Origin of the sequence: Burkholderia sp. AU15512 (assembly GCF_002223325.1) — a bacterium.
Classification (GTDB): Bacteria; Pseudomonadota; Gammaproteobacteria; order Burkholderiales; family Burkholderiaceae; genus Burkholderia.
The window spans coordinates 891,848-906,969 of the sequence record NZ_NKEX01000004.1; the positions used below are offsets into that span (position 1 = coordinate 891,848).

Annotated in this window: 17 protein-coding genes; 9 read left to right on the forward strand and 8 right to left on the reverse strand. The window is 68.9% G+C overall.

Going from position 1 to position 15,122, the window contains the following annotated elements; genetic code table 11:
* Positions 1-166: 166 nt before the first annotated feature.
* Entirely contained in the window at positions 167-1,276 is a 1,110-nt protein-coding gene (locus CFB43_RS16775; RefSeq protein WP_089495810.1) for an NAD(P)/FAD-dependent oxidoreductase, read from the reverse strand.
* Positions 1,277-1,460: 184 nt separating this feature from the next.
* A complete protein-coding gene (locus CFB43_RS16780) occupies positions 1,461-2,441 on the reverse strand; it encodes an AAA family ATPase (RefSeq protein WP_089426539.1) in 981 nt (326 codons plus the stop codon).
* Between the two features lie 229 nt (positions 2,442-2,670).
* Between CFB43_RS16780 and CFB43_RS16785 the strand changes: the two genes are divergently transcribed.
* The 9 genes from CFB43_RS16785 (at position 2,671) to CFB43_RS16825 (ending at position 11,404) form a co-directional block, all read left to right on the forward strand.
* Entirely contained in the window at positions 2,671-3,390 is a 720-nt protein-coding gene (locus CFB43_RS16785) for a nitroreductase (protein WP_089495904.1), read from the forward strand.
* A gap of 146 nt (positions 3,391-3,536) precedes the next feature.
* Positions 3,537-4,025, forward strand: coding sequence for a hypothetical protein (locus CFB43_RS16790; protein WP_089441231.1), 489 nt, complete (start codon positions 3,537-3,539; stop codon positions 4,023-4,025).
* Positions 4,026-4,030: 5 nt separating this feature from the next.
* Complete coding sequence (locus tag CFB43_RS16795) at positions 4,031-4,846, forward strand: endonuclease/exonuclease/phosphatase family protein (protein ID WP_089495811.1); 816 nt, start codon at positions 4,031-4,033, stop codon at positions 4,844-4,846.
* Positions 4,847-4,943: 97 nt separating this feature from the next.
* Complete coding sequence (locus CFB43_RS16800; RefSeq protein WP_089495812.1) at positions 4,944-5,591, forward strand: LysE family translocator; 648 nt, start codon at positions 4,944-4,946, stop codon at positions 5,589-5,591.
* 235 nt (positions 5,592-5,826) lie between these two features.
* Positions 5,827-6,597, forward strand: a complete 771-nt coding sequence (locus tag CFB43_RS16805) for a ferredoxin--NADP reductase (protein ID WP_089426542.1) — start codon at positions 5,827-5,829, stop codon at positions 6,595-6,597.
* A gap of 415 nt (positions 6,598-7,012) precedes the next feature.
* Positions 7,013-7,828, forward strand: a complete 816-nt coding sequence (gene rqpS, locus CFB43_RS16810; protein WP_089495813.1) for a quorum system sensor histidine kinase RqpS — start codon at positions 7,013-7,015, stop codon at positions 7,826-7,828.
* Positions 7,829-7,835: 7 nt separating this feature from the next.
* On the forward strand, positions 7,836-8,492 hold the full coding sequence (rqpR, locus tag CFB43_RS16815) for a response regulator transcription factor RqpR (RefSeq protein ID WP_059232953.1): 657 nt from the start codon (positions 7,836-7,838) through the stop codon (positions 8,490-8,492).
* 218 nt (positions 8,493-8,710) lie between these two features.
* Complete coding sequence (locus CFB43_RS16820) at positions 8,711-10,117, forward strand: amino acid permease (protein ID WP_089495814.1); 1,407 nt, start codon at positions 8,711-8,713, stop codon at positions 10,115-10,117.
* A gap of 261 nt (positions 10,118-10,378) precedes the next feature.
* Complete coding sequence (locus CFB43_RS16825) at positions 10,379-11,404, forward strand: XdhC family protein (RefSeq protein ID WP_089495815.1); 1,026 nt, start codon at positions 10,379-10,381, stop codon at positions 11,402-11,404.
* 120 nt (positions 11,405-11,524) lie between these two features.
* Here CFB43_RS16825 and CFB43_RS16830 read toward each other — a convergent pair whose 3' ends face one another.
* From CFB43_RS16830 to fliS, 6 genes are all read right to left on the reverse strand, one after another.
* Positions 11,525-12,259 carry a PepSY-associated TM helix domain-containing protein gene (locus tag CFB43_RS16830; RefSeq protein WP_089495816.1) on the reverse strand — a complete coding sequence of 245 codons (735 nt, stop codon included), beginning with the start codon at positions 12,257-12,259 and terminating at the stop codon, positions 11,525-11,527.
* A 96-nt stretch (positions 12,260-12,355) separates the two neighbouring features.
* Complete coding sequence (locus tag CFB43_RS38845) at positions 12,356-12,490, reverse strand: hypothetical protein (protein ID WP_256990017.1); 135 nt, start codon at positions 12,488-12,490, stop codon at positions 12,356-12,358.
* Positions 12,491-12,528: 38 nt separating this feature from the next.
* On the reverse strand, positions 12,529-12,846 hold the full coding sequence (locus CFB43_RS16835) for an EscU/YscU/HrcU family type III secretion system export apparatus switch protein (RefSeq protein WP_089495817.1): 318 nt from the start codon (positions 12,844-12,846) through the stop codon (positions 12,529-12,531).
* Positions 12,843-14,216: a flagellar hook-length control protein FliK gene (gene fliK, locus CFB43_RS16840; RefSeq protein WP_089495818.1), complete on the reverse strand. Its 1,374-nt coding sequence runs from the start codon at positions 14,214-14,216 to the stop codon at positions 12,843-12,845. Before fliK ends, CFB43_RS16835 begins: the two co-directional genes overlap by 4 nt.
* A gap of 129 nt (positions 14,217-14,345) precedes the next feature.
* The gene (locus CFB43_RS16845) at positions 14,346-14,678 is read right to left on the reverse strand and encodes a flagellar protein FliT (RefSeq protein ID WP_089426550.1); all 333 of its coding nucleotides are present in this window, start codon (positions 14,676-14,678) and stop codon (positions 14,346-14,348) included.
* Positions 14,675-15,109 carry a flagellar export chaperone FliS gene (gene fliS, locus CFB43_RS16850; RefSeq protein ID WP_089495819.1) on the reverse strand — a complete coding sequence of 145 codons (435 nt, stop codon included), beginning with the start codon at positions 15,107-15,109 and terminating at the stop codon, positions 14,675-14,677. The genes CFB43_RS16845 and fliS overlap by 4 nt, the downstream gene beginning before the upstream one ends.
* Positions 15,110-15,122 lie beyond the last annotated feature (13 nt).

Genomic DNA, 15,122 nt, shown 5'->3' on the forward strand with positions numbered 1-15,122 from the left:
ACGTTATCGGTTTGAAAGCTGTTCTGGCGACAGCCGTTCGACAGAATAACGCTCATGCGAATAAATGTGCGTGCCGAAATTCCAGAGATAAGGGATTTCACACAGGCGCCACACACGCCGATACGCACCCGCCACCCACCCGTCACACCGTCACACACGCGCCGCGTCAGCGGTAAGCCGTCATGTCGCCCACCCGCTGCGCGAGCGCGAGCGACGCGGTGAGCCCTGGCGACTCGATGCCGAACAGGTTCACGAGCCCGCGCACGCCATGCTGCGCGGCGCCCTGCACGATGAAGTCCGCCGGCGGCTCGCCGGGGCCCGCGAGCTTGGGCCGGATGCCCGCATACGCCGGCTGCAGCGCGCCATCCGGCAGGCCCGGCCAGAACGCGCGGATCGACGCGTAGCACGCGGTCGCGCGCGCCGGATCGACTTCATAGCGCAGCGCATCGATCCATTCGACGTCGGGGCCGAAGCGCGCCTGCCCGCCGAGGTCGAGCGTCAGGTGCACGCCGAGCCCCGCGCGGTCGGGCATCGGGTAGATCAGGTGGGAAAACGGTGCGCGCCCCGACAGGCTGAAGTAGTTGCCGCGCGCGAGATAGAGCGGCGGCACCCAGCGCGGGTCGAGGCCGCGCGTGCGGCGCGCCAGCGCCTGCGCGCCGAGGCCCGCGCTGTTGATCACGCAGGCGGCCTCGATCTCGGTCGGCGCGTCGCCGCCCGTGCGCACGACGAAGCGCCCGCCGCGCAGCACGTCGATCGATTCGACCGGGGATTTCAGCGCGCACACGGCGCCTCCGCGCTCCGCGTCGCCGAGCAGCGCGAGCATCAGCTGGTGGCTGTCGACGATGCCGGTGGACGGCGAGAACACCGCCTCGACGCATTCGAGCGCGGGCTCGAGCGTCTGCGCCTCGGCGCGCGTGAGCGGCATCAGGTCGAGCACGCCGTTTTCGGTCGCGCGTGCGGCGATCGCCCTCAACTGCTTCACCTGCGCGGCGCTCGTGGCGACGAGCAGCTTGCCGGCGCGCCGGTGCGGCACATGATGGGTCTCGCAGAATTCATACAGCAGGTCACGCCCGTGCACGCACGACGTCGCCTTCAGCGACCCGCGCGGATAGTAGAGCCCCGCGTGGATCACTTCGCTGTTGCGCGAACTCGTACCGGTGCCGATCGCATCGGCGCCCTCGAGCACGAGCGTTTCACGCCCGCGCGCGGCCAGTTCGCGCGCAATCGCCAGACCGACGACGCCCGCGCCGATCACGACACAATCCATCTGCTCCATGACGTTTCGCGCCGCTAGCGCGTCGAGGGGAGAGAAGGGAATTGTACGTCCCGGTTCATCCGCTTGCCGAAGGTCGTGCAGCGTCTCGCGACGCCGCCGTGCATGACGCGCCGCGCACGGCGCGACGCGCGGCACTGCGCGGCGCGCACGCCGCCAGGGCCGGGGCCGTGCGCGCGCCGCGCGTTCAGAAGCCGATCGGCCGGCGCTTCGCCGCGCCTTCGTCGGCCCGGATGTCGCGCGGCCCGATCGCGTCGCGCCCGTCGAGCCGTGCGGCGCCGAACGCGTGCAGCAGCGCGCGGCGCATCGTGCGCGGCGGGGTCGCGGCCAGCACGTCGAGCGCGTCGTCGCCGAGGGTGTCCGGGAAGCGCCGCCCCCACGCGTGCGACGTGCGGATCTCGTCGTAGATCGTCTGCGCGATCCGGCGCGCGCCGGCCGCATCGGGCGGCTCGATCTCGTACACGTTCATCCGGTTGAGCAGCGGCTCCGGAATCGCGTGCGCCTCGTTCGCGGTCGCGATCCAGATCACGTTGCCCGCATCGATCGGCACTTCCGCGAATTCGTCGATGAATGCGCGCGCGGTGTCGTGCTCGAGCAACGCATACAGCGCGCCAAGCGGATCGTATTGCGCATCGCTGCCGGCCTTGTCGATCTCGTCGACCGCGATCACCGGGTTCGCGTAGCTGCCGTTCACCAGTGCATCGAACACCTTGCCGGGCTTCGCGTTCTTCCATTGCGACGACGCACCCGACAGGATCCAGCCGGCCGTCAGCGAACTCATCGGCACGTAGTGGTACGCGGTGCCGAGGAGTTGCGCGAGCGCCTTCGCGAAGTGCGTCTTGCCGATGCCCGGGGGCCCGAGCAGCAGGATCGGCATCAGTTCGAGCCGGTCCTCCGTTTCGAGGCACAGCGCGACCTGCTTGCGCACGTCTTCGAGCGGCTCGGCGAAATTGGGCAATGCCTCGCCGAGCGCGTCGAACGACGGCATCCGGTTCGGCTTCACGCAGAAGCGCAGATTGCCCGTCTTGAGCATCCTCTCGTAGGTGGCGCGCAGTGCGTCGCTCGCGCTCTCGTTCAGGTCGCTCAGCGCCGTCTCGACCTGCTCGAGGTCGTACACCGTGCTGAAGGATGCCACCGCCAGTTCCTGTTTCACCATCGCCGTCGTCATACCAACCTCGCTGCCGCGTGCCGTCACATGACCATCAGACCCTTACGATTTCAGTGTAGCGATCCCGCATCCCCGCGCAAGCAAGCAGCCGCGCGAGTCTGCTGCTAACACCCGCGCGCACTGCACGCCGGCGCGCCGCGGCGTATGATCGTCGGTTCACCCACCCGCCGCACCGGCCTGGCCGACCGCGCCCGCACGGCGCGTCGGACTCCGTCCCGAAGGTATGCCGATGTCCGTCCCCACTGCTGTCCCGCGCGTCGATGCCGATGCGATCGACGCCGTCGACGCGGCGCTCACGTCGCGCCGTGCGGTCCGCGCGTTCCTGCCGACGCCGGTGCCGCGCGACACGCTCGAGGCGATCCTCGAAGCCGCGAGCCGCGCGCCGTCGGGCACCAACATCCAGCCGTGGCGCGTGTACGTCGCGACGGGCGCCACGCGCGATGCGCTCGCCACAGCGCTCACCGCGGCCCACGACGATCCCGCGCGCGACGAGAAGTACGTCGCCGAGTACGACTACTACCCGCGCGAGTGGGTGTCGCCGTATATCGACCGGCGCCGCAAGGTCGGCTGGGACCTGTACGGGCTGTTGAACATCGGCCGCGACGAGAAGGCGCGCATGCATGCGCAGCACGCCCGCAACTTCCGCTTCTTCGATGCGCCGGTCGCGCTGTTCTTCACGCTTGACCGCGTGATGACCTACGGTGCCTGGCTCGACTGCGGGATGTTCCTGCAGGGCGTGATGACGGCCGCGCGCGCACGCGGGCTCGATACCTGCCCGCAGGCCGCGTTCGTGCCGTTTCACCGGATCATTACCGAACACCTCGGCATTCCCGCCAACGAACAGCTGGTGTGCGGGATGTCGCTCGGCCATGCGGATCCCGACGCGATCGAGAACCGCCTCGTCACCGAGCGCGCGCCCGTTGCCGAGTTCACGCGCTTTTTCGCTTGAAAACGCATGACGCGGCCTTACCTTTCGAACAGGAACGCATCGTGCGGCGAACCTGCGGCGACGCGTCCCGTCACATCGCGACCGAAATCGATCGGGCGTAAGATGTGCGTCCGTTCCCCGCTATTCCGCGTTTCCGGAGACGTTTCATGCTGAAACACGGCCTGGCCGTCCTGCTCGCGAGCGTCGCGCTCGCCGCCCATGCGCAGAGCCCCGCACCGGCCTCCGTCGCATGGGAGATCCAGGTGGTACGCGACGGTCAGACCATCGACACGTTCCAGCAGCGCACCACCGTGGGTCAGACCCGTACCGATACCCATCGCTATCCGTCCGCCGTGCCGGTCGGCTGCGGCAATGCCGCGCGCGTCGTGCCGACCGAGCGTTCGCGCACGGTGACGGTCGCGCCGCTCACCGTCGATGCCGGCGCGAACACGGTGTCGCTCGCGCTCGACGTGCAGGAAACGATCGACGACGAAGGCGCGAAGCCGGCCGATCCGTGCGTGCCCGCGTCGCCGCGGCAAATCGTCGCGAGTCACCCCGGCCTGACGGTCGGCGCCGATGCGTGGACCGACTGGACGCTCGTCGAGCAACATCCGCACCTCGTGTACCGCGTGCGTGCGCACGTCGCGAAGGATTGAGCGTCATGTCCGCCGACGCCCTGTCCCTGCCGTTCGCCGAACCGCACGCCGCACCCGACGAAATCACCGCGGTGAGCTGGAACCTGCACAAGGGCCGCTCGCCGCTCGGCTTCACCGCGTGGAACGCGATGCGCAACTGGATGCAGTCGACGCACGCCGACGTGTATTTCCTGCAGGAAGCGATGGCGCGCCGCATGCCGCGCCCCGTGCTCGCGCCCGGCTTCGGCGCACCGATGGACGACTCGGTCGACGACATCTGGCACTGCCAGGCCACCGAGATCGCACATGCGCTCGACTGGCAGATCGCGCTCGGGCCGAACGTGTTCAAGCCGTCGTGGCGGCACGGCAACGCCATCCTGTCACCGCATCCGCTCGACCTCGGCGGCCGCTGGGACATCTCCGCGCACCGTTTCGAGCGGCGCGGGTTGCTGGTCGCGCGCGCGACGCTCGCGGGCGCCCGGCCGGTCACGCTGCTGTGCGCGCACCTCGCGCTCACGCGCGCGGCACGGTTGCGCCAGATGCACTGGATCGCGCACTGGATCGTGCGCAACGCAGGCGACGGCCCGCTGATGCTCGCCGGCGACTTCAACGACTGGCGCAACGATTCGGTCGCGCTGTTCGGCGAGATCGGGTTGTCCGAGGTCGCGACGCTGCTCGGCGAATCGGGCCGCACGTTCCCCGCGTTCTCGCCGGCGCTCGCGCTCGACAAGATGTTCGTGCGCGGGCTGACGCCGCTCGAATGGCGCGCGCCGTCCGGCGAAGCCGCGTGGCTGTCGGACCACCTGCCGTACATCGCGCGCCTGCGCCTCGATCCGCAATAGCGCTCCGACCTCGGCCCGCTCACGGCCGGATTGCGCGGCGCGCGCTACATTAACGCCTTGCCCATTCCGCTCCGCCCCGCCGCCGGGCCGCGCCGCCATGACCTACCTGCCGATCCTGCTGCAAATCGCCGTCGTCTATCTCGTCGCGGCGATCACGCCCGGCCCGAATTTCTTCATGATTTCGCAACTGTCGCTCGCGGGCCGGCGCAGCCTCGGTGCCGCGTCGGCGCTCGGCGTCGGCACCGCGTCGATCGCCTGGGCGACGCTCGCGATGCTCGGCCTCGCGGCCGTGCTGCACCAGGTCGAATGGCTGTACGAGGCGATCCGGATCGGCGGCGCCGCCTACCTCGTGTATTTCGGCTTCAAGCTGCTGCGCGCGGGCGTGCGCCGCGATACGGCACCGGCCGACGCACCCGACGAACGCGCGCCGCTGGCCGCGCCGCACGCGCGCGACTACCTGCGTGCGTATCGCAGCGGCCTGTTCACGTGCCTGACGAACCCGAAATCGTGCGCGTTCTGGACCAGCGTGTTCGCGGCGATGCTGCCCGCGCACGTGCCGCTGTGGTTCAACGGCGCGGTGCTGGTGACGATCGGCGTGCTGTCGGCCGGCTGGTATTCGTGCGTCGCGTACCTGTTCGCGAGCCCGCGCGCGCAGCGCGGCTACCGGCGCGTGCGGCGCCCGCTCGACGCGCTGTGCGGCGTGGCGCTCGTCGGCCTCGGCGCGAAACTCGCGGCCGAGCGCTGAAAAACTGAAAGGCGATTGAAATAATTCGTTGCGCCAAATCCGCGCGGCCACGGGGGTCAAGCCCGCGATCCGCGTCAACAGGGTAAAATAACGAGTTCCTCAATCGTCTGTCATCGAGAAGGCGCGTGTCCGACGCGCCGGCCGGCCGATCCGTGATCGGGCCGTCGCACTCGGTTTTTTTGCCCGTTTTTGGGCCCGTTACTCGCGTTCGCTACGCGCGTCCGTTTTCAAAGCCATGAGCAAATACGACACCGCCACCGTCCAATCCGTCCATCACTGGACCGACACGCTGTTCAGCTTCACCTGCACCCGTGAGGCGAGCCTGCGCTTCAACAACGGCGAATTCACGATGGTCGGCCTCGAGGTCGACGGCAAGCCCCTCGCGCGCGCCTACTCGATCGTCAGCCCGAACTACGAAGAGCATCTCGAATTCTTCAGCATCAAGGTGCAGAACGGCCCGCTGACGTCGCGCCTGCAGCACCTGAAGGTGGGCGACACGGTGCTGATCGGCAAGAAGCCGACGGGCACGCTGGTCGCCGACAACCTGCTGCCGGGCAAGACGCTGTGGATGCTGTCGACGGGCACGGGCCTCGCGCCGTTCATGTCGATCATCCGCGATCCGGACATCTACGACCGCTTCGACAAGGTGATCCTGACGCACACGTGCCGCCTGAAGGGCGAGCTCGCGTACATGGACTACATCAAGCACGACCTGCCGGGCCACGAGTACCTGGGCGACATCATCAAGGAAAAGCTCGTCTACTACCCGACGGTCACGCGCGAAGCGTTCGACAACGAAGGCCGGATCACCGACCTGATCGCGACGGGCAAGCTGTTCACGGATCTCGACGTCCCGCCGTTCTCGCCGGAAAACGACCGCGTGATGCTGTGCGGCAGCACCGCGATGCTGAAGGACACGACCGAGCTGCTGAAGCAGGCCGGCCTCGTCGAAGGCAAGAACAGCGCACCGGGCCACTACGTGATCGAGCGCGCGTTCGTCGACTGATCGATCCCCAAATTTGCGCATCATCAAAAACCGGAGCAAAAGCTCCGGTTTTTTTTCGTCCCTACTTGGCGAATTCGTAACAAATTGGGATCATCCCATCTCAAATAGTTACATTTGGATACGTCATCGTCCGGTGCTCGGGTGTCAGTGTTTTTCCTACAACACCTTCATTCCGATTATTCACATTTACCCTTAAATGTCCGCCTGACATGACCTTTTCAGAAATTTTGAGATATTATTCGCCGCGCGTGGTTGCCGTTCGGATGAGAGTGGAAGGGTCGGATGCAAGTGTTACAAGACGTAACTTTTGTTACCTCGGCAGGGGGCGATTCTCTGGCGGCGACCGTCATCGAAACGGCAGCCGATCCACGCAGCCAGCCGGTGTCTGAACCGCTTTCTGACAGCAGGGAGAGTCATGGATACGTCGCTTAACGCGCCTTTGGGCGCCCACGCCCCGTTCCCGTCGCAACAGCGCGTGCCGGGCTGCGTCGCGACTCCGCCCATTGCCGACGCCGCGCCGAAACGTGGCGCCTCCGCCGCGCGGATCGCAGCGCTGTCTGCCCAGTTGCTCGCCGCCGACGAAGCGGCCCGCCGCCATCTGGCCGGCGAGCTGCACGACGGGCTCGGTGCCGAACTCACCGCTGCGCGTTTCGCGCTCGCAAACGTTCAAACGTGGCTGCCGGCCGATGCGCCGGAGGGTTGCCTGCGCGCGCTGGCGCTGGCGCAGCAGGCGCTCGACGCCGCGACCGACGCGAATCGCCGGCTGATCGACGAGCGCGGCACGCCGGCGCTCGACGCGGGCCTGGTCGGCGCGCTGTCGTCGTGGGCCGACACTCATGCGGCCCGCACGGGCCTGCGCACCAGCTTCGTCTGTGCGGCCGACGCGCGCCTGACGCAGCTCGCCGGCGCCGGCGCGCTCGCGGTGTTCCGCGTCGCGCAGGAAGCGTTGTCGAACGTCGCGAAGCACGCACGCGCGACGTCGGTCGACGTGCGCATCGCCACCGACGGCACGCACCTGTCACTGATTGTCTCCGACGATGGGACCGGTTTCTCGCGTAGCCGCCGCAACGGCTACGGCCTGGCCGGCATGCGCGCCCGCTGCGAGGCGTTCGGCGGCAGCTTCGAGACGGCCACGCCGGCCACCGGCCACGGCACGCGCGTCACCGCGCGCTTCGCTTGGGATTCGCTGCTCGCGGTGCCTGTCGCGGCCCGCCGCGCGTCGCTTTCGTGAGGTAGCCATGAGCCTGAACATCCTGCTCGTGGACGATCACGCGATCGTCCGGCAAGGGATCCGCCAGTTGCTGATCGACCGTGGCGTCGCGCGCGACGTCACCGAGGCCGAAACCGGCGGCGACGCGATGGCCGCCGTCGACAAGCAGGAATTCGACGTGATCCTGCTCGACATCTCGCTGCCGGACACGAACGGCATCGAGGTGCTCAAGCGCCTCAAGCGCAAGCTGTCGCGCACGCCGGTGCTGATGTTCTCGATGTATCGCGAGGATCAGTACGCGGTGCGCGCGCTGAAGGCCGGCGCGGCCGGCTACCTGTCGAAGACGGTCAACGCCGCGCAGATGATCGGCGCGATCCAGCAGGTCGCGGCCGGCCGCAAGTACGTGAGCCCCGCGATGGCCGAGGCGCTCGCCGAATACGTGTCGTTCGAGAACGAACCGCTGCCGCACGAGAAACTGTCCGACCGCGAATACCAGACGCTCTGCATGCTCGCATCGGGCAAGCGGCTCACCGACATCGCGAACACGCTGTCGCTGTCCGTGAAGACGGTGAGCGTGTACCGCTCGCGGCTGCTCGAGAAGATGCGGCTGTCGAACAACGCGGAGCTCACGTTCTACGTGATGAGCAACCGGCTCGTCGACATGGCGCCCACGGCCGGCGCCTGATTCCCCCACGTTTCACCCGATTGGTCCGGGCCAGCGACGCGGCACCTGCCGCGTCGCCGCCCGCTGTCGCCCGCCTGAAGCGCAAGCGCTTGTTTTATCGGACGATTTTGTGACACAGCGCTGCGCTGCAGCGGGTCTTGCGCGCCAAATCGGCTAAAATTACGGGTTTTCACTCAGTCAGCGCTACCGCGCCCGCGCGCGCTGGCGATTCATCCGCAATGTCTCTCTTCCGCAAGAAAAACGTCGATCGCATGATCGCCGGCGCGCATGCCGCCGGGCTCAAGAAAGCGCTCGGCGCGATCGACCTCACCTTCCTCGGCATCGGCGCGATCATCGGCACCGGCATCTTCGTGCTGACCGGTACCGGCGCCGTGCAGGCCGGCCCCGCCCTGATGCTGTCGTTCGTGATCGCCGCGATCGCGTGCGGCCTCGCCGCGCTGTCGTACGCGGAATTCGCGTCCACCATTCCCGTCGCCGGCTCGATCTACACGTATTCGTACGCCACGCTCGGCGAGCTCGTCGCGTGGATCATCGGCTGGGACCTGATGCTCGAATACGGCCTCGCGTCGTCGGCCGTGTCGGTCGGCTGGTCGGGCTACCTGCAGTCGCTGCTGCAGGGCTTCGGGCTCACGCTGCCCACCGTGCTGACGGCCGCGCCGGGTGCGGTGCCGGGCGTCGTCACGTGGTTCAACCTGCCCGCGTTCCTCGTGATGATCGTGATCACGACGCTGCTGTCGATCGGCATCCGCGAGTCGACCCGCATCAACAACATCATGGTGTTCATCAAGGTGTCGGTCGTGCTGCTCGTGATCGCGGTCGGCGTGTTCCACGTGACGCCCGCGAACTGGAAGCCGTTCATGCCGCACGGCTGGAACGGCGTGTTCGGCGCGGCGGCCGTGATGTTCTTCGCGTTCATCGGCTTCGACGCGGTGTCGTCGGCGGCCGAGGAAGTGAAGAACCCGAAACGCGACCTGCCGATCGGCATCATCGCGTCGCTCGCGGTGTGCGCGGTGCTGTACGTGACGGTCGCCGCGGTCGCGACCGGCATCGTGCCGTCGGCCCAGTACGCGAACATCTCGCACCCGATCTCGTACGCGCTGCAGAAGGCCGGCGAGACGTGGGTGGCAGGCTTCATCGATCTCGGCGCCGTGCTCGGCATGCTGACCGTGATCCTCGTGATGAGCTACGGCCAGACACGCGTGATCTTCGCGATGTCGCGCGACGGGCTGCTGCCGGCCGCGCTGTCGCGCGTGCACCCGCGCTACGCGACGCCGTTCCTGACGACCTGGCTCGTCGGCCTGTTCTTCGGGCTGATCGCCGCGCTCGTGCCGCTCAACGTGCTCGCCGAGCTGATCAACATCGGCACGCTCGCCGCGTTCTCGATGGTGTCGATCGCCGTGCTCGTGCTGCGCCGCACGCACCCCGAGCTGCCGCGTGCGTTCCGCTGCCCCGGCGTGCCGGTGGTGCCGATCCTCGCGGTCGCGTCGTGCCTGTTCCTGATGCTGAACCTGCAGCCCGTCACGTGGGCCGCGTTCGGCATCTGGCTCGTGATCGGCCTCGTGATCTACTTCCTGTATTCGCGCCACCACTCGAAGCTCGCGCACGGTCGCCACGACGCGCACTGAGCGACGTATCGGCGCGCGCAGGCCGCGCGTCGCGACGAACACCACGCGGGCCCATCACTGGTGCCCCGCGCGTTCCCGAACCGGCCGCGGCGCCGCTCCCCCGATCGACCGCTGTCCGATCGTCGCAATATCTTGCCCGATTCTCCGGATTTGCCCGCACGAGCCAGCGCGCCGCCTGCACGTGCGCGCCGCGCGGTTCATAATCGCGCCATCGAACGGCGGCCCGCATCGGCGGTGTCGCCCGGCAACAGGAAGAAGATGATGGAAAGCGTCGATCTCGATGTATTGAAATCCAGCGCGCGATGGCTCGAAGAAGGGCGCCGCGTGCTGCTCGTGACGGTCGTGAAGACGTGGGGCTCGTCGCCCCGCCCCGAAGGCGCGATGCTCGCGGTGCGCGAGGACGGGCTCGTGGTCGGCTCCGTGTCCGGCGGGTGTATCGAGGACGACCTGATCACCCGGGTGCACGCAAGCGGGATCGCGGCCGACGCGCGCCCGGAAGCGCTCAAGTACGGCGTGACGGCCGAGGAAGCGCACCGTTTCGGGCTGCCGTGCGGCGGCACGATCCAGCTCGTGCTCGAGCCGCTCACGCGCGACAGCGGGATTGCCGCGCTGTGCGCGGAAGTCGAGGCCGGCCGCCTCGTCACGCGCACGATGACGCTCGCGACCGGCCGCGCATCGCTGTCGCCGGCGCAGGCAGCCGACGGGCTCGCGTTCGACGGCGAGCGGCTCGTGACGATCCACGGGCCGCGCTACCGGATGCTCGTGATCGGCGCCGGCCAGTTGTCGCGCTATCTGTGCCAGATCGCGGTCGGGCTCGACTACCAGGTGACGGTGTGCGATCCGCGCGAGGAATACACGGATGCGTGGGACGTGCCGGGTACGCGCGTCGTGCACACGATGCCCGACGATACGGTGCTCGACATGAACCTCGATGCGCGTTCGGCGGTGATCGCGCTCACGCACGACCCGAAGCTCGACGATCTCGCGCTGATGGAGGCGCTGAAGACGCCCGCGTTCTACGTGGGCGCGCTCGGCTCGCGGCGCAACAATGCGGCACGGCGCGAGCGGCTGCGCGAATTCGACCTGAACGAAGCGGAACTGGCCCGGCTGCACGGGCCGGCCGGCATCTACATCGGCAGCCGGACGCCGCCGGAAATCGCGATCTCGATCCTCGCCGAGATTACCGCCGCGAAGAACAACGTGTCGCTGCCGACGATCCTGCAGGTCGAGGGCGCGAAGGCCGCGCGCGAGATCGCGGCGAACAGCGGCGCGGCCTGCGGCCTCTGATCGCTGGCGACGCCGGCGCGCGGTCGCGCCAGGCAGGCGTCCGCGACGGGCGAAGCGGACGGAAGCGAACGAAATCGACGAAAGCGCACGCGCCGGCGCCAGGCCGGCGCGTGCCGCCGATCAGGTCAGGCCGGCGGCCAGCGCCGCGGCGACCGAACCGACCACCAGCACGACGCCGACCGTGCGGCGCTTGTTCAGCTCGGTCCACAGCAGCACGCCGGTCAGCGACAGCAGGATCAGCGAGCCCGCGATCGTGTCCATCAGCAGCACCCAGCCGAGATTCATCCCGACGCCGCGATGCAGGTTGTTCAGCGTCGTCAGGAACGTGTTGCCGGTGCGTTTCACCGCGACGTAGCCGTTGCCGACCCAGTATTCGGCCTGCACGTTCTGGTGCGGGCCGAACAGGCCCATCTGCCAGTGCTCCGGCTGCATCACGCGCTTGTCGCCCCATGCGACGGGCTGCGCCGGCTCCTTGCGCATGCGGCCCGGCTTGCCGTCGAAATGCAGTTCGTGCTGCAGCCACTTCGTCATCGCGGCGGGCGTCTTCGGCGCCGGATCCGGCAGCGCGATCTGCATCTCCTCGACCTGCGGCTCGCCGGTCGAAATCTTCAGCGGCGGCGCGCGGTGGTTGAGCAGCACGCCCGTCACGCCGAACAGCAGCCCGAGCACCGCGCCCCACAGCCCGACCCAGCCATGCACCTTGCGCAACCACTTGATGAAGGTCGCGCGGCGCGAACGCTGGCGGCGCGCGGCCAGTTCGTCGTCGCTCAGCGGGCGGGCCGCCGGGTGCAGCACGGTGACGCCGGCGCGGGAAGTCCCCGTCTTGGACGGATTGATCGTTTCGGGCGCGTTCACGCGAGTGATTCCATTCGTTCAAAACAACGGGCGGCGCGCAAAGCGTGCGCGCCGCCCGGGCAGTATGAAAATGAGAATGGATATCATTACACAAATCTATTGCATGCTCAATCCGCCCGGATACGGAGCGGCAAGCTCGTCGAGCGAGGAAATGCGGGCGAAGCGCGAGCGTTGCAGCACGATGCCGATCGATAGGCGAAAAATACCGACAGAATGACCTTGCAAGGTCAAGGCGGCATTTCGTAAGAAATCGCGCGGCGCAGCGCCGTTCAGCGCAACGGCGGCAGCGGAAAGCGCGATGCGGCGGCGTCCGGCGCGGGTTCGGTACGGTCGAGCGAGTACAGCCACGCGAGCAGATCCGCGACCGCCTGGTAGAGCTGCGGCGGAATCCGGTCGTCGAGATCGACCTGCATCAGCAGCGACACCATCTCCGGCGCCGTATGCACGTATAGCCCGGCATCATGCGCGCGCGCAACGATCATCTCGGCGAGCGCGCCGTAGCCCTTTGCGACCACGCGCGGCGCGGCATCGCCGCCCTGCGGATCGTAGACGAGCGCGGCCGCGCGCTTGCGGGACGTCATGCTCATGACAGCACCTCGTCGTCGGTATCCGGCGCACGCGTCGCCGGGCCGCTGGCCAGGATCGACGTCGACGCCGAACCGCGTGCATACGCGGCGGCCGCCGCCTGGGCCGCAAACAGGTCGAAGCCGTCCGGGCCGTCGTCGACCGCGCGGATCGACAGCCCGCCCACCTTGAGCCCCGACACTTCGAGCCGTTGCCGCAGCGCCGCCTCGTGCCGCGTGAGCCGGTCGGCACCCGTCTGGTTCGCCCGCAGCCGCGCGACGAGCTGCGTGCCGTTCAGCACCAGCTCCGCGTCGACCGTGCCGAGCGACGGCAACGTCAGCGTGAGGCGCGTGCGCCACGCGATGCCGTCTCCCGTGTCGCCGTCGCCGTGCGGCGCACGGTTGCCAGGATCGTCGGGCTCGATCGTCCAGTCGAGCCGCGCGCCGGGCCACGCCTCGCCCGCCCAGCGGAACTGGTCGGTCGCGAGCGCGTCGAGCTGCTGCCTGACGAGCGGCACGGCGGCCGGATGCACGGTCGCGAGCGTCTGCGCCTGAGAATCGGACGACGCGGTGGCCAGCTCGGCCCGCGCGGGCGTCCAGCGCGCATCGGGCCGGTCGCCGAGCAGATCGGCCGTATCGTGCGGCAGCGGCGCCCCTTGCCGCGCGCCTGCCGGCAACGCCTGTGCGGGATCCCGCGCCGGCGCACCGCCCTGGGCCGGCGCGCCCGGCTGCGCGGCGGCGCGCGCGGGCGCAGGCACTGGCGGGCGCTGCGCGAGCAGCTCGTCGAGCGGATCGGTCGAGCCATGCTGGGCGGCATCCGGATCGGCCGGCGCGAGCGCGGCCGCGAGGCGCGCCTGCGGCTCGCGCATCAGCGCCGCGAGCGGACGCTGGCCGGCCAGCCACTGCGCGAGATGAGATTCGTAGAAAAGGCCGCTTTCGCTCACGGCCTGCGCGAGCGCCGCGCGCAGCGCCGCGACCGGCAACGTCGCAGCCGCGTCGCGCACCGCCGCAGCCGACGACGCAGCGGCTGAAGCCGGCGTGGAGGCCGCAGCCGGATCGGCGGCGGCTGGCGCGCGGGCCGGCGCAGCCGTATCGGTCAGCAGCACGGTGGGGTCGGCCAGCAGCGGCGCGCGCCCGACAACGGCCGGGGTCGCGTCGCCGCCCGCGCGCGAGATCGCGTCGAGCACGCGCCCGACATCGGACAGGGCGGTCTGGGTGGAAGCCGGCGGCGCGGCAGGCGGACTGCCGGCCGAAGGCGTGGACGACGCGCCGTTGCCCGGCGTGCCGACCTGCGAGGTCGCGCCGCCGCTGGCGGGTGCCGACACGGTGCCGGTCAGCAGGCTGTCGAGGCGGCTCGCCAGCAGGGCCGCCGCAACGGAGTCGATACCGGTCATGATCGGAGCCTGCTTATCTCAGCCACATCGTTGCGAATCCGGGCACGGCACGCCGGTGCCGTCCGCGGGAACTGCGCGCGTGCGCCAGCGGACGCGTGCGCCCCACGCCCGTTTCCCCGGAAACGGGCCCTACCCGCGCGCGCGGTAGAGATCGGTCAATACCTTGGTCGAGCGCCGCGCCTCGAACAGCGCGGACAGCCGCGCGAGGTCCGGGCTCGCGAGATCGCGAATCGCGGCGTCGTCGGCCAGGATGCGGCGGATCAGGTCGAGCTTGCGGCCGAGATCCGATTCGTCGAGCACGACGCCCGGATCGGCCTCCTTCAATCCGTCGACCAGCTGCATGAATTCGGCCTGCAACTCCGGCAACGCGCTCCAGTCGGCGCTGCGGGCAGCGCCCAGCATTCGGCCCGACACGGCGGCGAGCGCCTCGTAACGTTCGAAGTATTCGGCCTTGCGATTCATCGTGATGCTTCCACTGCCTGTTGTGCGGCCATCCGCGCGACTTCCGGGGCGATCCCCGTCCATGCTTCCTCGAGCGTCGCGAGCAGCCCGTCGACTTCGACCAGCATCGTGTCGCTCGCCTGCGCATTGGCTTCGAGCAGACGCCGGGTGATATACGCATACAGCGCGTCCAGCCGCGCCGCGATCTCGCCGCCCGCATCGAGGTTCAGCGACGCCTTCAGCCCGCTGTCGACGATCCGGATCGCCTTGCCGATCGCTTCGCCGCGCGCGGACACATTGCCTTGCTGCAAATGCATGCGCGCCAGCGCAACCGCCTGCCGCGCACCCTGGTACAGCATCGCGATCAACCGGTGCGGGGAAGCGCCCATCACCCCGGTCTCGACGCCGACACGCGCGTATGCACTGGCTCCAGCGTGTCCTGGGGAAAACATGCGCTTCTCCTTG